This window comes from Christiangramia aquimixticola, assembly GCF_048285835.1.
In the GTDB taxonomy this organism is placed as follows: domain Bacteria; phylum Bacteroidota; class Bacteroidia; order Flavobacteriales; family Flavobacteriaceae; genus Christiangramia; species Christiangramia aquimixticola.
The window spans coordinates 624,251-641,493 of record NZ_JBLVTL010000001.1 but is presented as its reverse complement, the minus strand read 5'-3'; the positions used below and the strand labels follow the sequence as shown (position 1 = coordinate 641,493).

General features: G+C 38.1%; 18 protein-coding genes, 2 tRNA genes and 1 pseudogene. 11 read left to right on the top strand and 10 right to left on the bottom strand.

Going from position 1 to position 17,243, the window contains the following annotated elements:
- Window positions 1-16 precede the first annotated feature (16 nt).
- The 4 genes from proS (at window position 17) to rpsT (ending at window position 2,066) form a co-directional block, all read left to right on the top strand.
- Window positions 17-1,495: a proline--tRNA ligase gene (gene proS / locus ACNKXV_RS02905; protein ID WP_417906196.1), complete on the top strand. Its 1,479-nt coding sequence runs from the start codon at window positions 17-19 to the stop codon at window positions 1,493-1,495.
- Between the two features lie 78 nt (window positions 1,496-1,573).
- Window positions 1,574-1,645 (top strand) — tRNA-Glu (locus ACNKXV_RS02900).
- Between the two features lie 70 nt (window positions 1,646-1,715).
- Window positions 1,716-1,787: transfer RNA gene (locus ACNKXV_RS02895), tRNA-Glu, on the top strand.
- 30 nt (window positions 1,788-1,817) lie between these two features.
- On the top strand, window positions 1,818-2,066 hold the full coding sequence (gene rpsT / locus ACNKXV_RS02890) for a 30S ribosomal protein S20 (protein ID WP_417906195.1): 249 nt from the start codon (window positions 1,818-1,820) through the stop codon (window positions 2,064-2,066).
- 74 nt (window positions 2,067-2,140) lie between these two features.
- Here rpsT and ACNKXV_RS02885 read toward each other — a convergent pair whose 3' ends face one another.
- Together ACNKXV_RS02885 and pepE are read right to left on the bottom strand one after the other, a co-directional pair.
- Window positions 2,141-3,055 carry a glutaminase gene (locus ACNKXV_RS02885; RefSeq protein WP_417906194.1) on the bottom strand — a complete coding sequence of 305 codons (915 nt, stop codon included), beginning with the start codon at window positions 3,053-3,055 and terminating at the stop codon, window positions 2,141-2,143.
- Between the two features lie 2 nt (window positions 3,056-3,057).
- Window positions 3,058-3,762 (bottom strand): dipeptidase PepE, encoded by a 705-nt coding sequence (pepE, locus tag ACNKXV_RS02880; RefSeq protein WP_417906193.1) that lies wholly within the window; start codon window positions 3,760-3,762, stop codon window positions 3,058-3,060.
- A 171-nt stretch (window positions 3,763-3,933) separates the two neighbouring features.
- On the opposite strand from pepE, the gene ACNKXV_RS02875 reads away from it, so the two are divergent.
- From ACNKXV_RS02875 to ACNKXV_RS02855, 5 genes are all read left to right on the top strand, one after another.
- Entirely contained in the window at window positions 3,934-4,749 is an 816-nt protein-coding gene (locus ACNKXV_RS02875) for a peptidase associated/transthyretin-like domain-containing protein (protein WP_417906192.1), read from the top strand.
- 100 nt (window positions 4,750-4,849) lie between these two features.
- Window positions 4,850-5,350: a DUF6702 family protein gene (locus ACNKXV_RS02870; RefSeq protein ID WP_417906191.1), complete on the top strand. Its 501-nt coding sequence runs from the start codon at window positions 4,850-4,852 to the stop codon at window positions 5,348-5,350.
- A gap of 62 nt (window positions 5,351-5,412) precedes the next feature.
- Window positions 5,413-7,710, top strand: a complete 2,298-nt coding sequence (locus ACNKXV_RS02865; RefSeq protein ID WP_417906190.1) for a M1 family metallopeptidase — start codon at window positions 5,413-5,415, stop codon at window positions 7,708-7,710.
- An 82-nt stretch (window positions 7,711-7,792) separates the two neighbouring features.
- Window positions 7,793-8,074 carry a Sec-independent protein translocase subunit TatA/TatB gene (locus ACNKXV_RS02860; RefSeq protein WP_417906189.1) on the top strand — a complete coding sequence of 94 codons (282 nt, stop codon included), beginning with the start codon at window positions 7,793-7,795 and terminating at the stop codon, window positions 8,072-8,074.
- A gap of 13 nt (window positions 8,075-8,087) precedes the next feature.
- A complete protein-coding gene (locus tag ACNKXV_RS02855) occupies window positions 8,088-8,645 on the top strand; it encodes a phosphatase PAP2 family protein (protein ID WP_417906188.1) in 558 nt (185 codons plus the stop codon).
- Between the two features lies 1 nt (window position 8,646).
- Here the strand turns inward: ACNKXV_RS02855 and ACNKXV_RS02850 are convergent, their stop codons facing one another.
- Entirely contained in the window at window positions 8,647-9,288 is a 642-nt protein-coding gene (locus ACNKXV_RS02850) for an O-methyltransferase (protein WP_417906187.1), read from the bottom strand.
- A gap of 92 nt (window positions 9,289-9,380) precedes the next feature.
- Between ACNKXV_RS02850 and kynU the strand changes: the two genes are divergently transcribed.
- Window positions 9,381-10,667, top strand: a complete 1,287-nt coding sequence (gene kynU / locus ACNKXV_RS02845) for a kynureninase (RefSeq protein ID WP_417906186.1) — start codon at window positions 9,381-9,383, stop codon at window positions 10,665-10,667.
- Window positions 10,668-10,707: 40 nt separating this feature from the next.
- On the opposite strand, the gene ACNKXV_RS02840 is transcribed toward kynU, so the two are convergent.
- The 5 genes and pseudogenes from ACNKXV_RS02840 to ACNKXV_RS02820 form a co-directional block, all read right to left on the bottom strand.
- The gene (locus ACNKXV_RS02840) at window positions 10,708-11,379 is read right to left on the bottom strand and encodes a hypothetical protein (RefSeq protein ID WP_417906185.1); all 672 of its coding nucleotides are present in this window, start codon (window positions 11,377-11,379) and stop codon (window positions 10,708-10,710) included.
- A 56-nt stretch (window positions 11,380-11,435) separates the two neighbouring features.
- A complete protein-coding gene (locus tag ACNKXV_RS02835) occupies window positions 11,436-12,074 on the bottom strand; it encodes an SDR family oxidoreductase (protein WP_417906184.1) in 639 nt (212 codons plus the stop codon).
- A 60-nt stretch (window positions 12,075-12,134) separates the two neighbouring features.
- A complete protein-coding gene (locus ACNKXV_RS02830; protein ID WP_417906183.1) occupies window positions 12,135-12,893 on the bottom strand; it encodes an SDR family oxidoreductase in 759 nt (252 codons plus the stop codon).
- A gap of 67 nt (window positions 12,894-12,960) precedes the next feature.
- Window positions 12,961-13,116, bottom strand: a complete 156-nt coding sequence (locus ACNKXV_RS02825; RefSeq protein ID WP_011710576.1) for a lmo0937 family membrane protein — start codon at window positions 13,114-13,116, stop codon at window positions 12,961-12,963.
- Between the two features lie 200 nt (window positions 13,117-13,316).
- Window positions 13,317-14,425, bottom strand: a pseudogene (locus ACNKXV_RS02820) (alkene reductase).
- Between the two features lie 193 nt (window positions 14,426-14,618).
- On the opposite strand from ACNKXV_RS02820, the gene ACNKXV_RS02815 reads away from it, so the two are divergent.
- Entirely contained in the window at window positions 14,619-15,962 is a 1,344-nt protein-coding gene (locus ACNKXV_RS02815) for an FAD-dependent oxidoreductase (RefSeq protein ID WP_417906182.1), read from the top strand.
- A 27-nt stretch (window positions 15,963-15,989) separates the two neighbouring features.
- Here the strand turns inward: ACNKXV_RS02815 and msrA are convergent, their stop codons facing one another.
- On the bottom strand, window positions 15,990-16,652 hold the full coding sequence (gene msrA, locus ACNKXV_RS02810; protein WP_417906181.1) for a peptide-methionine (S)-S-oxide reductase MsrA: 663 nt from the start codon (window positions 16,650-16,652) through the stop codon (window positions 15,990-15,992).
- Window positions 16,653-17,222 carry a hypothetical protein gene (locus ACNKXV_RS02805; protein WP_417906180.1) on the bottom strand — a complete coding sequence of 190 codons (570 nt, stop codon included), beginning with the start codon at window positions 17,220-17,222 and terminating at the stop codon, window positions 16,653-16,655.
- Window positions 17,223-17,243: the final 21 nt, after the last annotated feature.

Genomic DNA, 17,243 nt, shown 5'->3' with positions numbered 1-17,243 from the left:
TGCCAAATCACAAGTAATGGGGAAGAAGTTAACTAAGAGAAGCGAGGATTATTCAAAATGGTATAACGAATTGGTGGTAAAGGCTGATATGGCCGAAAATTCCGCTGTTCGTGGATGTATGGTGATTAAACCTTACGGGTTTGCCATCTGGGAAAAAATGCAGGCTGAATTAGATAGGATGTTCAAAGAAACCGGACATCAAAATGCCTATTTTCCATTATTCGTTCCTAAAAGTTTATTTGAAGCTGAAGAGAAGAATGCTGAAGGATTTGCCAAGGAATGTGCCGTTGTTACCCATTACAGATTAAAGAACGATCCGGATAAACCGGGGAAGCTAATGGTAGATCCTGAAGCGAAACTGGAGGAAGAACTTGTGGTTCGTCCAACTTCAGAAGCTATTATATGGAATACCTATAAAAACTGGATTCAGTCATATAGAGATCTTCCTATAAAGATTAACCAGTGGGCGAATGTGGTTCGATGGGAGATGAGAACCAGACTTTTCCTGAGAACTGCTGAATTTTTATGGCAGGAAGGTCATACTGCTCATGCTACCCGCGAGGAAGCACTACAGGAAACCGAATTAATGAATAATATTTATGCCGAATTTGCAGAGAACTTTATGGCAATTCCGGTAATAAAAGGAGCGAAAACAGAAACCGAACGTTTTGCCGGAGCTCTCGAAACTTATTGTATCGAAGCTTTGATGCAGGATGGAAAAGCATTGCAAGCCGGAACATCCCATTTCCTTGGTCAAAATTTCGCAAAGGCTTTCGATGTGAAATATGCTACTAAAGAAGGTGGGCTTGAACACGTTTGGGCAACCAGCTGGGGGGTTTCAACCAGACTTATGGGAGCATTGATCATGACACATAGTGATGATAATGGTTTGGTGTTGCCACCTAATCTTGCTCCAATACAGGTTGTGATAGTTCCAATATATAAAGGGGAAGAGCAATTGGCTCAAATCTCTGAAGTGGCTAATGAATTAGTTAAAGATCTAAGAAAGGCAGGTGTTTCTGTGAAATTTGATGACAGGGATACTCATAAGCCGGGCTGGAAATTCGCTCAATACGAATTGCAGGGAGTTCCGGTGAGATTGGCACTTGGACCTAAAGACCTTGAAAAAGGTACCGTAGAACTCGCGAGAAGAGATACTCTTACCAAGGAATTCGTCAACAGAGATGAAGTGGTGGAAAAGGTTGTTGGATTAATGACCGAAATCCAGGATGCTTTATTTGAAAAAGCGAGAAATTTCAGAAATGAACATATCACCGAGGTAAATAATTTTGATGAGTTCAAAAAAGTTTTAAAAGAGAAGGGTGGATTTATTTCTGCTCACTGGGATGGAACTCCGGAAACCGAAAATAAGATCAAAGAGCTTACTAAGGCTACGATTAGGTGCATTCCGTTCGATAGAAAAGAAGAAACTGGAGACTGTGTTTTAACCGGAAAACCATCTTCAGGAAGAGTGCTTTTTGCAAAAGCCTATTAAAAATTTTAAAAATTTTTGAAGAACATTTGCGGCATTCCAAAAAAGTTGTATTTTTGCATCCGCATTTGAAACAAAAATGGTCCGTTCGTCTAGGGGTTAGGACGCCAGGTTTTCATCCTGGTAACAGGGGTTCGATTCCCCTACGGACTACAAGATGAAACTCGAGTAAAATTGAGTTCGTTTGAAAGCAACAATAAAGTTGCAAATTGAAATAAATTATGGTCCGTTCGTCTAGGGGTTAGGACGCCAGGTTTTCATCCTGGTAACAGGGGTTCGATTCCCCTACGGACTACTTTTAAAACACATTTAAATAATAATTGTAATGGCAAATCATAAGTCAGCGTTGAAGAGGATTCGTAGCAATGAGACTAAGCGTCTTAGAAACCGCTACCAGCATAAAACTACAAGAAACGCGATCAAGAAATTGCGTGATGCCGATAAGAAAGAAGCTGAAGGAATGTTGCCTTCTGTGATCTCTATGATCGACAAATTGGCTAAGAAGAATATTATTCATGATAATAAAGCTGCTAACCTAAAGTCAAATTTGACTAAGCACGTCGCAGCACTTTAATTTTAGCAGTGTTCAATTTATAAAAGAATGCTTTCCGATTACGGAAGGCATTTTTTTGTTATATACACTTTAGCTTAAAAAACTGAAACTCCAGATAAGGTAGTGAATCTTTCCAGCGCCTTCATTCCAAGTTCAGAATTCCCCTTTTCATTTAATATAGGACTCCAAACGGCTACTGAGTAATTATCTGGATGGATTGCAACTATTCCTCCTCCCACGCCACTTTTTCCCGGTAATCCAACCTGGAAACTAAATTCTCCGGCTTCATCATAAAACCCACAGGTTTGCATAAGCGCATTGATACGCTTTACGGTCTTGGGTTTTAAGATCTTTTCTCCGGTGGAAAGTATCTTGCCTTTATTAGCGAAGATCATAAAAGCTTTGGAAAGCTGTTCACAGGACATCGCCAGGGAACATTGGTGAAAATAAAAATCGACGATTGGTTCCACATCACATTTAATATTTCCTAAAGCCTTGATATAATTTACCAAAGCAATATTCCGGTAACCGGTAGATTTTTCTGAAGCGGCCACCGTTTTATCATAATCTATACTTGGATCTCCGGTAATGTGTCTTACAAAATCCAGTAATTCCTGCTTAGGGTCGTCCAGTTGATCTACCAGAATATCTGAGATCACCAGCGCCCCGGCATTTATAAATGGATTTCTGGGAATCCCACTCTCGTATTCCAGCTGAGTCAGACTATTGAAAGGATCGCCAGAAGGTTCTACTGAGACCCGGTCCCATAAATGTTCTCCCATTAACCTCATGGCCATGGCCAGGGTAAAAACTTTGGAAATACTTTGAATGGAGAAAAGCTCAGTGCTGTCTCCAAACGAAAAATGTTGCTCGTCCCCACAGTAAACATGCATCCCAAATTTTCTTCGGTCCACTTTTGCGAGTTCGGGGATATAGGAGGCTACCTTTCCGGTTACATCCCGGTAACTTATTTCGTCATATATCGTATCAAGAATTTTCTGGTAATCCATTTTTAGTTTAATTCGGTTAGATCTGTTCCCGGCTTTATCTCGAAAGGTACTTTATCCTTTTTAAAAATTCTTGCCTCCAGGTCTCCTTTTAACGTAACTTTATTATCGTCGAGCTCAAGCCAGCTACCCTCTCTTAGGCCTACTACCGGTTGAGAATTTAGGCCATGAAATTCCTTGATTCTTGTCTCTCTTGTCTCCCCCTTATGAGTTGAATTAATGTCAGGATCAAGGTAATGTGGATTAATATTAAAAGGCACCAGGCCTAAGGTTTGGAAAGAAGGAGGGTAAACAATAGGCATGTCATTGGTAGTTTGCATGCTTAAACCACCAATATTAGTCCCGGCACTTGTTCCCATATAAGGAGTTCCGGTTCGAACAACTTGCTTTATTTCATTCATTACCTTATTCCGGTACAATTCTGATACTAATAAGAAAGTGTTTCCTCCACCGGTAAAAATTCCCTGAGCCTTTTGAACAGCTTCTATTGGATTTTCGAATTCATGAATCCCTTTAATATTAATTCCAGCCTGAGCGAATGCCTCACGGGCTTTACCTGTATAATCATCGAGGCTAATGCCACCGGGCCGGGCATAAGGAATGAATAATACCTCTTCTACATCATTATAATGATTGTTCAGGTGAGGAAGCAGATATTCTAAATATTCTTCTCCATGTAGTGTGGAGGTACTCGCTAAAATGGCTTTCATATTTTTTGAAGTAAATTTAGGGAAAGATTAGAGGGTATCAAAAATGCATCGGTATAGAAACTAAATAGCGGTAAACCTCGTTAATGGAAAGGGGTTTTGCCCTCAATTGCGGAAGTTAGATTAAATACCTTCCTTTGTAAAATTCATAATCAATCAATAAACATCACCATTTTGAAATTTCGTCATCCTCAAAATTTAATAGCCCTCACCATATTTTTATTTATTGGAGTTTCCGGTTTTGCACAGGAAGTAAAATTGATTGAAGGGACGGTAATTACGGGCGCCTTAGATCTTGATAAGATTCATGTTATTAATATTACCCGGGAACAAGGTGCCGTTACTGATGGTTCTGGAAAATTTAGCATTCCTGTAGCCGAAACAGACAGCTTGTATGTTTCTTCGGTGCAATATGAGAACCGGTATTTGGTGGTTACTAAGGAGATGATTGAAAGAAATCAAATTTCCATCTCTCTTTTTCCAAAAGTTAATGAACTAGCCGAAGTTATGATCGACGATATTCAATTTAGTGGGTATCTGGCGAATGATCTGGCTAAAATTTCTATTAAGGATATAGAGACGAAGTTCAGGTTGCAAAATAATCTTAATGAATTTATTCAAAAGGATAGAGAACTTAATCCGTATTCTCAGCCAAATTTCTCAGGAGGGATAAGAATCGATAAAATTGCCGGAGCAATTGTAGATAAACTTTCAGCGCCTAATGGGGAGATTAAAACCTATAATGCCAGAGAACTTGCCAATTTGAGTATTAAAACTGTGGGTTATGAGTTCTTTAGAGAAGATCTGGGACTTGAAAATAATGAAGTTTGCAATTTCCTCTATTTCTGCAAAGAAGATGCTGACTTTGAAAAACTGGTAGTTAACGAAAATGCATTTGTACTTATCGAGTATTTTGAAAGCAGGATTGACGAATTCAGGAGTCATCGCGGGGTACTTTTAAATGCTACTTCAAAAAATATCCCCGGTTAAATATTGTCATTAAACCAAACCAAATTTATTAAGTCCAACAATTAGAAAATCAGGTATTCTGCTTTGGTTTAAAATTTGATTAGTTGGTATAAAAAATCCCATGATTAGAATTACTGCCCTTATAATCTCGTTTTTTCTCTTTTCTTCTTTCAGCCTGAAAGATCATGAGACTTACCTTAGTGTAACAGAAATTGAATATAAATCTGAAAAAAATAGCCTTCAGGTAATTTCCAGAGTTTTTATTGATGATATGGAAAACGTGCTGAGCAAGAGATATGGTAAAGAGGTAAGCCTGTCCTATAAGCAGGATCTAAAAACTCATAAAAATTTACTTCAGAAGTATTTTTCAAAAAAGCTGGTGGTGATCGTAGAAGGCAAGCCTGTGGAATTGAAATTGCTGGGTAGTAAATTTGATGCAGACCAGATTGTATTATTTCTTGAAGGTGTGGATATTAATAGTTTTAAAAAGGTGGAAATTGAAAATCTTCTGTTAACCGATCTTTTTGATAACCAGAAAAATATTGTTCATGTAAAAAAAGGAGATAATATAGAAAGCATGCTGTTAATGAAAGATAAGAGTTCTAATACGGTTTATTTCTAAAAATTTTTCTCCAATGATATTTAAAATCTTATTTTTAGCAACCTTAAATTAAATCAAAGTAAATGAAGCGATTAAAATTGTTAAGCTCTGTTTTCTTGATGTTCATCTTTGCGGGCTTAAACGCTCAGGAATCAGAGCAGAAAGAAAGCAAACAGGAAGGTCATATTAACCAGAATAAATTCCGACAAATGTACCAGGAGTTTGCAACTCCAAACCAGTACAGGACTGCTTCCGGAGCTCCGGGGCCACAATATTACCAGAATGAAGCCGATTACAAAATGGATATTGTTCTGGATGAGAAAACTTCAGTTTTAAGCGGAACAGAAACTATTACCTATCATAATAACTCCCCTCAGGATCTAGAATATCTGTGGGTTCAGTTAGATCAAAATATTCGTAAAAAAGATGCACCGGAGAAAGACGGTGAAGGGATGGCGCCGGTTTCTACCGCTGCAGGGTTTGCCAACAAGTTCCTGGAAGAGCCTTTTGACGGTGGATTCAATATTGAAGAAGTATCAAGAAATGGTTCTCCTCTAAAATATACCATCAACCAAACCATGATGCGTGTAGATATGGCGCAACCATTAAAATCTGGTGAGAGCTATACTTTCAAGATCAAATGGAACTACAACGTAAATAACCACGTAACCAACCGTGCAAGGTCTGGTTATGAGCTTTTCCCAAAAGATGGAAATAAAGCATATGTTATTGCACAATTCTTCCCAAGAATGGCTGTGTATAATGATGTTGAGGGATGGCAAAACTACCAGTTCTGGGGGAATGGAGAATTTGCACTTCCTTTTGGAAATTATGAAGTGAATATTACTGTTCCTGCAGATCATGTAATGGAAGCTACGGGAGAACTTCAGAATAGAAAAGAAGTTTATTCCAAAGAGATGATGAAGCGTTATGAGCAGGCTAAGAAAAGTTATGACAAGCCTGTAATGATCGTAACTCAGGAAGAAGCTGAAAAAGCTGAAAAGAATGTTTCGACAAAAACAAAAACCTGGAAGTATAAGGCCGATATGGTAAGAGATTTTGCTTTCTCTACCTCAAGAAAATTCATTCTTGATATGATGGCTGTAGATGTAATGGGAAAAGATGTGATGGCAATTTCCCTTTATCCTAAAGAAGGTAACCCACTTTGGGAGCAATGGTCAACTCGTGCAGTTGCCAGTACTTTAAAGAGTTACTCTGCTCATACTTTCCAGTATCCATATCACAAGGCAGTATCTGTCCATGCTAAGAATCAGGGGATGGAATATCCAATGATCTGCTGGAATTATGGACGTCCAGATGAGGATGGAAACTATAGTGATCGTACAAAATTTGGAATGATCAGCGTTATTATTCATGAAGTAGGTCACAACTATTTCCCAATGATCGTAAATTCAGACGAAAGACAATGGGGGTGGATGGACGAAGGTATTAATACCTTTGTACAGTATCTGGCAGAACAGGAATTTGCTAAGGAATATCCAGAAGCCATCGCACCTGCTACTAAATATCCTTCCAGAAGAGGGGAGCCAAGTAAGATCGTTCCTTACATGAAAGGAAATCAGGATTATATCGCTCCAATTATGTCAAATCCAGAGCATGTTTACCAATTGGGGAACAATGCTTACGGAAAACCGGCTACCGCTCTAAATATTCTTAGAGAAACGGTAATGGGAAGAGAGTTATTTGACTACGCATTTAAGACTTACTCGCACAGATGGATGTTCAAACATCCAACTCCTGAAGATTTCTTCCGTACCATGGAGGATGCATCAAGTGTGGATCTTGACTGGTTCTGGAGAGGATGGTTCTATACTACAGATTTTGTGGATATAGGGATCAAAGAAGTAAATAAGTATTATGTAACCGATACACCAACAAAGGCAGGTAGAGAAATGCTTCAGCGTTACGGTACTACTCCCGAAGAGACTAAAGCTCTTTATGTAGTTTCTGAAGAAGACGAAGAATTTAATGAGGATATGAAGAATAAATCCTTGTTAGAGAATTCTGAGACCTTGCAGGCATATATCATGGATAATTTTAGTGAAGAGGAGCGTAAGAAAATAAAGGCTCCAAAATATTTCTATCAGGTTGTTTTTGAAAAGCCGGGTGGACTTGTAATGCCTTTAATTTTCGAAATTACTTATGCTGATGGTACCAAAGAAAAGAAAACTTTGCCGGTACAAATCTGGAGAAAAAATGATACTGTTGTAAGCAAAGTTATTCCAACTAATAAGGAGATAACAAATATTACTATCGACCCGGATCTGGAAACTGCAGATGTGGATGTTAGTAATAATAGCTGGCCTAAAAATGAAAATATGAATGAGTTTGAAGAATTTAAAAACTCTGCTCAGGATTAACTTTTAGCCCTAAGAATATTTAAGCCGACTTTAACGAGTCGGCTTTTTTTATGCTTAGATTTGTAATTATATTTGTCTAGTTATGCATACAATACCCTTATTTATTAGTGGAGCTGAAATAGCCTTTATCATGTTTATTCTGGTGATGGTTTTTGGTGCCGATAAGATTCCTGATATCGCCCGCGGAATGGGAAAAGGTATGAAGGCAATTAGGAATGCCTCCAACGATATTAAGAGCGAAATTCAAAAAAGTGCTGAAAAGCAGGGCATCGATACAGATTTTACCAAAGATGTAAGAGGAGAGATAGATAAGGTTAAGGAAGATATCGATGAGATAACCGGATCTGTGAGACGAAAGTTTTAAACTCTTATAAGGAATGGAAGAAAAACTTGCTCAATGGGATAGAGAACTGTTTGTATTTTTGAACAACCTGGGGATTGAGAAGTATGATGGCTTCTGGATATTTGTCACAAATCCCGCGCACTGGATTCCACTTCATATTCTATTCTTCGTGCTGTTTTTTGTTGCTTTTCCATGGAAAAAAGCCATTTATACGGGAGTAATGCTTTTGGTTACCGTGTTGGCAACTTACCTTTTTACAAATTTGGTAAAAGGTTTTGCTGTAAGATTACGACCTAATAATACACCCGAATTAGAAGAATTGATAAGGATACTTCAGGAACCTACCAATTATAGTTTCTTTTCTGGTCACGCCTCCACCTCTTTCGCGGCAACGACCTTTATTGTGCTCGTACTTTCAAAAACCTCAAAATGGATTTATCTGGCATTTATATGGCCTGTTATATTTGTAATGAGCCGAATTTACGTGGGAGTTCACTATCCCGGTGATATCATTGTAGGAGCAATGGTGGGTATTATTTTCGCTTATTTTTTCTTCAGGCTTTATTATAAAACTGAATATAAATTCCAATAATCTATTTTACCCGTGTTAATGTTAACCCGTCCCGTATAGGTAAAATTACTGTTTCCACACGATCATCTTCATTAAGCAACCTGTTGTATTCCAAAAGTGCAGCTGTGGATTCATCATCCTTTTTTAGTTTTTCAACCACTTTCCCGGACCAAAGTACATTATCTGATAAAATCATCCCGCCGCTGTTCATTTTCTCAATGATGAGTTCAAAATACCTGGGGTAATTAGGTTTGTCTGCATCAATAAAAACAAGATCAAAATTTTCTTCAATATTTGGAATAATCTCGGTAGCATCGCCAAGATGCTGAATGATTCTTCCTGAATATTCTGAAGCTTCAAAATATTTTTTCTGAAAATCAAAAAACTCCTCGTTTACATCAATGGTATGTAACCTGCCTGTAGCTGTTAAACCTTCAGCAAGGCATAAGGCAGAGTAGCCTGTGTAAGTGCCTATTTCAAGTATGGTTTCGGGCATCTTTATTTTTGAAAGTAAACTTAGAACTCTTCCCTGATAATGCCCGCTTAGCATTCGCGGTTGCATTATTTTTTGATTGGTTTCGCGGTTAAGCCTGGCTAATAAATCGGGCTCCCCTTGTGAATGATCAACAATGTATTCGTCTATTTCTTCCGGTAGAAAATGCATTCTTCAATTTTTGATAAAAATAAAGATTTTCTGCCGGGTTTTCCCGCTGTAGGATTTAAAACGAAATTGTATTTTTACGAAAAACTCAAAATATGCATTTCGAAAACTCCCTGGATTTTGCAAGAAACCTGGATAAGGAAGATAAACTGGCGAAATATAGAAATGAATTTATTTTTCCGAAGGTGAATGGAAAAGATGTGATCTACTTTGTAGGAAACTCTTTGGGACTGCAGCCTAAATCGGCCAAAAAGTTTGTAGATGAGGTAATGAAGGATTGGGCGGAACTGGCAGTTGAAGGTCATTTCTACGCCGAAAAATCCTGGTGGGATTATCATGAAAGGTTTTCAGCAAAACTGGCCAAAATTGTGGGTGCAGATGCTTCTGAAGTAACCGTAATGAATACACTTACAGTAAACCTGCATTTATTGATGGTTTCTTTTTACAGGCCTTCCGGTAAAAGATATAAGATCATTTGTGAGGAAAAAGCATTTCCCAGTGATCAATATATGATTTCCAGTCAGGTTAGATTTCATGGTTATGATCCTGCAGATGCTATTGTAGAGATCAAAAAAAGAGAGGGAGAAAATAATTTTAGAACCGAAGATGTGATCGCGAAGATTAATGAAGTAGGCGAGGAGTGCGCCCTTGTTTTGATTGGCGGTGTAAATTATTATACAGGACAGGTTTTTGACATGGAAGCGATAACCAAAGCGGGTCATGCCGTTGGTGCTTTTGTAGGATGGGATCTTGCTCATGCAGCTGGAAATATTGAACTTAAACTTAGCGAGTGGAATGTAGATTTTGCAGCCTGGTGTAGTTATAAATATATGAATTCAGGTCCCGGGAATGCTTCGGGTTGTTTTATAAATAAAAAATATCATAATAAAACTGACATACCACGATTTGAAGGCTGGTGGGGGCATAATAAGGAAAGAAGGTTTTTAATGGAACCAGAATTCCAGCCACAGCCAAATGCAGATGCATGGCAAATTAGTAATGCGCCTATCCTGGCGATGGCACCTTATCTTGCTTCACTTGAAATGTTTGATGAAGTTGGAATGCCTGCGCTAATTGAAAAGCGTAATAAGATTGTTGCCTATCTCGAATTTGTACTGCATGAAATAGATAAAGAGGTGGACAGTACATTTGAAATTATTACTCCGGCAGAACAAATCCAGAGAGGTACACAATTATCTGTTTTTCTTCATGGAGAAGGAAAGGAATTATTTAGATATCTGATGGAAAACGGGGTGATAACAGATTGGAGGGAACCAAACGTAATAAGACTCGCTCCGGTTCCTTTCTATTGTTCCTTTGAAGATATGTACCAATTTGGTCAGATTCTTAAAGAGGGGATTTTAAATAAAGAACTGGCATAAAAAAAAGGAGGCAATTGCCTCCTTTTTTGTTTATATAATTTTACTCGGCAGCCACTTCTGTAAAGAATAGCTGGAAAGTCCCGTCTGCAGATTTATGCATGTTGGCGATTTTTATTCCTTTATGATTTTGATAATCCTCCCAGGTAGTGGCAAGTTCTCTTCCACCTTGCGATGATTTATACACCCATTCTTTTATAATGTGGTCCTTATCAAAATAAACGTCATAACTGTCACCGGGAGTATATCCACCTTGAGAAGGATAGCTGGCAGTTAATTTTTGCATCTCTGTTCCGCTAATAGGTGCTTTTGCGCTTGTAACCTCACTTATATTTGCATTAGACCATTTTAACTGGAAAGGGAAAAGCAACCAGTAGCTGTCATTCACAAAACGCTGATCGATATATTTATTTTCTTCAGGTATCGAATCGCCTTTGGTATAGGTCATCGTAGAATCCTTTTCGGTTAGGCTTATCTGGTTATTTTCTACATTCCAGGCCCATTTTCTCGATGTTCTAAGAGTGTCGTTGACCTTTACGTTAAATGTAAATTTCAGATTTTTAATATTTTCAAATTCTTTGAACCCGTTGGCTAAAGCAATTTTGTCTTCGATTTTATTAGTAGATTCTTTTGGTATGTTTTGATCTTCAGAACTGCCGTCTTTACAGGAAATTAGCAGTGTAGAGATAAAACAAAGGAGTAAAAATTTTTTCATAAGGTTGGTGTAAAAGGTTGATGCTTGTCGCAGTTGAATTTGCTAAGCTATAAAAATTACCGGTAACTGGTAATCCCCGGTGTTTCCCGAATATAGGTTTTATCTTCCAATATTTTCAGCATAAAATGAGCTACTGAAGCCCGGGAAATAAATTTGGTTAAAATGAAGTTTCCAGCTTTTGGTCCATGATAATAATTGGTTCTTAGTTTACCATTGGTTAGCTGTCCGGGTCTAACTATAGTCCATTCCAGTCCGCTTTCTTTTATAATATTTTCCTTGAGTTCTTTGTCTTTGAAATAAAACCAAAGGATTACGGGAATGGTGAACAAAGTGTAATAGAGACCTAGTTTATACCTGCTGTTGTTTAAACCTAAGGAGGTAATACAAATAAAGCGCTGGATATTATTAGCCTTCATGGCTTTGATAATATTTTTGGTGCCTTCAGATAAAATACGGGTTTTAAAAATGAATCTTTTGTGCCCCAGGGCACTAAGGACGGCGTCCTGATCCTGAAATGCGTGGCGAAAACTTTCAGGTTTTAGAATATTTCCCTGATATATTTTAAGCTTTGGATGGTCAATTTTAATTTTTTTGGAATTTCGGACCAGTACGCTTACTTCATGACCTTTAGCCAATGCCTGCTGCACCAGCTTTTTCCCGGTTTTGCCTGTGGCGCCTATAATCAGGACTTTCATAAGAACAGCTTTAAACTATAAGTTCCGATAAATTTCCTTAATTAAAGCGTCTAAGCTTAATTATATAGCTTTTATGCTCATTCCACCGTCAGCTACAATATTTTGTCCGGTAACAAATGAGGATTTATCCATGGCCAGAAAACTAACGATGGAGGAGATCTCCTGCGCATTTGCTACCCGTCCCAGAGGTGTTTTTTCGATAATTGAATGCAACTTCTCTTCATTACTTAAATAACCCTGGGTAAGAGGAGTTTTAGTGAACCATGGGGAAACTGCATTTACTCTTATCCCATGGGAAGCCCACTCCACGGCAAGGCTTCTTGTTTGCTGAAGTAAACCTGATTTTGACATGGAATATGGCGTGCCGGTCCCTACATCCTGAATTGCGGCAGAAGAGGCAATGTTTATAATACTTGAATTTTGTTCCTGTTCTAATAATGGAAATAATTTCCTGGAAATTTGAAAAGGTGCAATCAGATTTATTTCCAGAACTTTTCGTAATTCTTCTTCCTTATATTCTACTGCTTTCTTACGGATGTTTATTCCGGCATTATTTACCAGAATATCCAGTTTTCCCCAGTTTTCTTCAATCCAGTCCCTTACTTTGTCCTGAGCATCACCAGATGAGACATCGGCCTGAAGTCCTGATACCTTAAAACTTTTTTTGCGTAATTCGGTTTCTAATGCCAGGATGCCGTCATTGTTCCGGGCGGTGAATAAAACTTCAGCTCCCAGTTCCAGAAATTCTTCTACAACCGCTTTTCCAATTCCTTTAGTACCACCGGTAATCAGAGCTTTTTTACCCTCGAGATTCCACATTTTGTCATTTTTTTAAAATAGAAAACCCTTTGATCGCTCAAAGGGTTAGCATATAATTTTTAATTAATTACAGTCTTCTTCCGGTAAGCAGCTTATAAAGAATAAGGATAACGGCTAAAACTATTAGAATGTGAATAATGCTTCCCAAATCTGGAAATGCAAAATATCCTACAAGCCATCCAATTACCAGTAGAACGATAATAAGCCAAATTAAATCTCTCATGTTAGGTGGTTTTTAGGCAGCTTTAAGCTTGCCGTTGGTTAATATTATTTAAGTTAGTTTGTTTCAATTGTAGTACTAATTTAGAGAAACCAAGAACCCGTAGGTTGTTCTTTAACCTTGATTTAACTTAAGAATTTTCCAGATTTCTGTCATTATGCAATTAACAAGAGGTTTAAATGATCATTTAAACCTCTTCATTTTTAAGAAACCTTTTCCTCTTCATAAGTGGGATAATCTATATAACCTTCCTTGCCTGGAGTATAGAAAGTATCCTCATCATATTTGGCTAATGGAAGGTTGTTTTCAAACCTTTTAACCAGGTCGGGTTTGAAATAAACCATTTCCCGTAGGCTACCAGATCTGCATCTCCTTCCTCAATTACCTTGTTGCCGCTTTCTCTATCAAATCCTGAATTAATCATTAAAGTGCCTTTGTATATTTTTCGGTAATGTTTGGCGATATCTGTAATTAGGTAAGGGACATCGCTTACATCAGTAAAAGGTTCAGATAAATGAACGTATGCCAGATTATAGGCATTTAATTTCTCGAGAATGAAATCGAAAGTAGGGATGCTTTCTTCAGTAGCGGTTATACCGAAGATCTTATGCAAGGATGGGTTAAACCTGCAACCAATTTTATTTTCCGGCCATACTTCTCCGATGGCATCCAGAACTTCGAAAAAGAATCTGGCGCGGTTTGGAATATTCCCTCCGTATTCGTCTGTTCTTATATTGGCATTTTTATTAAAAAACTGATGGAATAAATAACCATTGGACGAGTGCAGCTCAACCCCATCGAATCCTGCATCTTTTGCCATTTGAGCCGCATTTTTAAATTCCTATACGGTCTCCTTGATTTCCTGGATGGTCATTGCCTTAGGCTCTGTAGTTTTCTCATAGCCTTCAGGGGTGTAAACTTCAGCATTTGGATTAATTGCGCTTGGGGCAAGTGGTTTATCTCCATGATGAAATTTGGGATGAGAAATTCTTCCCACATGCCATAACTGTATAAATATTTTGCCGCCTTCTTCATGTACAGCGTCCGTCACCTTTTTCCAGCCTTCCACCTGTTGTTTGGTATGGATCCCGGGGGTATTCACATAGCCAACTCCGCGGGTAGAGATTTGAGAACCTTCAGTTATTATTAAACCGGCTCCTGCACGCTGGGAATAGTACTTAACGTGTAAGTCTGTAGGGGCGTTATCAGAATTATCGGCTCTGCTTCGGGTTAGAGGAGCCTTTACCACTCTGTTCTTTAAAGTGATATTTCCTAATTGGTATGATTGTAATAAGGCTTGCTTCTCGCTCATAATCTTTTTTTATAAAAATATTGGTTCTCAACTTTTTCAGCTGTTAACAATTGTATAAATGAAAGTTGGGGAACGTTATAGTTACCTAAAAGAGGCCTTTTGAGGCTCATCTCATTATAATTGAGTAATTTCGTGAACTAATAAATTATTTAGGGCTGGTAATTTCTCCAGCCGGATATTTTCAAAAATTTTCATGCAAAAACAAAAGAATGTTGCTATTGTAGGATCGGGATTGGTAGGATCTTTATTAGCTATTTTTCTTAGGAAACAGGGGCATAAGGTTACCGTTTTTGATAGAAGACCAGATGTTAGAACCGTACAGTTTTCCGGTAGGTCTATAAACCTGGCTATGTCTAACCGGGGATGGAAAGCATTAAGGGAGGCCGGAGTGGAAGATGAGATTAGAAAACTTGCTCTGCCTTTGGATAAACGTGCCATGCATGTAGAAGGAAAATCTGTTTATTTTCAAAAGTATGGAGAAGAGGGAGAGGCTATTTATTCAATATCCCGGGGAGTGCTTAATCGTAAAATGATCGATCTGGCCGAGGAGGCAGGCGCTACATTCAGGTTCGAAGAGAAGATCTGGGACGTAGATATGCCTAATGCAAAGCTTTATACGGGTGAGTCAGAAAAAAGTCCGTGGACAGAATACCAGTTTGATCTGATATTTGGGGCTGATGGTGCTTTTTCCAGAACGCGACATAAAATGCAGCGTCAAAGCAGGTTTAATTATTCGCAGCATTTTATTGATGTTGGTTATAAGGAGCTAACCATTCCGGCCAATGCAGATGGTTCGCATAAGCTTGACAATTCATCTTTTCATATCTGGCCGCGGGGTAATTTTATGTTGATCGCCATGCCTAATCTGGATGGTAGTTTTACCTGTACTCTTTTTATGCCTTTTGAAGGTCAGGTCTCTTTTGAAACAATCAAAACTGAAGAACAGATAGACCAGTTTTTTGAAACCTATTTCCCGGACATTAAGGATGAAATCTCCAATTTAAAAAAGGATTTCCTTAAAAATCCAACAAGTGCCATGGTGACTATAAAATGTTTCCCATGGTCTTATTATGATAAGATCACCCTTGTTGGTGATTCAGCTCATGCAATCGTTCCGTTTTACGGTCAGGGAATGAATGCAGGTTTTGAAGATATTTCAGTTTTAAATCAGAAAATGAATAAGTACGGGGATAACTGGCAAATGATCTTCGAGGAGTATCAAAATGAAAGAAAACCGAATACTGATGCTATTGCAGAACTGAGTTACCAGAATTTTATAGAGATGAGCAGCAAAACGGCTGATCCTTTATTCCTTCTTCGGAAAAAGATCGAAAAGAAATTCGCTCAGTCTCATCCTGAATTATGGGCGCCGCTATATTCAAGAGTAACTTTCTCTGATAACGCTTATGCTGAAGCTCTTGAAACGGGTAATTTTCAAAAAAGTATTATGGACCGGGTAATGAAGGTTCCGGATATTGAAGAGAAATGGGATTCAGAAGAGATCGAGAATATGATAATAGATCTTATAAAAAAATAAAAAGTTGCCGGGAGGCAACTTTTTTAGTTAATGATTATTCTCTTTGAGAATATCAGGAAACTTTGCTTTAAATCTATTGAGTCGAGGAATCGAAACGTTTCTTATATATGGATTCTGCGGATTGTTTTTCTCATAATTTTGATGGTAGTCCTCGGCCTTCCAGAATTTTTGAAAGGGAAGAACCTCTGCCGCTATCGGTTTTTTGTATTCCTGACTTACTTTAGTTTTCACCTCTTCAATGATCCTTTTTTGTTCTTCGGTTTGATAAAAGATCAGTGATCTATACTGGGATCCATGATCGGGCCCCTGGCCATTCACCTGGGTGGGGTCCTGTGAACCAAAATAAACTTCCACCAAAGTTTGAAAACTTACCAGGTTGGGATCGTAAATAACCTCTACTGCTTCGGCATGACCCGTTTTCCCGGTATTACTCGATTCGTAGGTAGGATTTTTGGTATGTCCGCCAGAATAGCCGCTTATCACTTCTTCTACGCCTTCTATGCTTTCGTATATCGCTTCTACACACCAAAAACAGCCACTAGCGAAATAAGCTTTTTCCTTGCCATTTTGCATTTCCACCCGAACGGGTTCAGCATTTGCAGTATCTTCGTGAGTATTAGATGATTTATCTCCCTGATTTCCGCATGCGAAAAATAAAAGGGGTAATATTTTAATAAGGATAAGTTTCATTTATTTTAATTTATAAGTTCCTTCAAGGGTCTTCTTTCCCAGGATAGCATAATCTACTGCAAGTTCTCCATTTATTGAAAATCCCTTCCAGTCAAGTTTATATATATTGTTTCCGCTAGGAGATAGAATAGCGATAGGAGTGTCTTTATCGAATTGATTCCATGGTATTTCATCGTTATTCGATTCTACAATTTTTTGCTGATAGAATAACAGAATGTCATTTCCTTCCCGTTTTGACAAAGCATTTATAAAGAGTTCGTTCTCTTTAATGCATAATTTTGTATTGGCAGCTGGCTGGATTTCCAAACAATAGCAATTGCAGGCAGTGTCCTCTGGATGATCCTCTTTTATCAGGATTCCGCTAAAGACTTTATTGGAGGGTGTCTTTTCTTTTTTCGGGGCTTCTGAAACTGTCGCAGTATCAGAGTTGACAGGATGTCCTTTTTCTTTTTCAGAAGGTTTAAAATCATCTGTCGTTTGTGGAACCGACTCTTTTTGATCATCCTGCTCATTGTTTTTGCAGGATACTAAAACCGAAATAGAAAATATAAAAATTAAAAATTTTCTCATGTTAGCCTTGAATTTAGATTA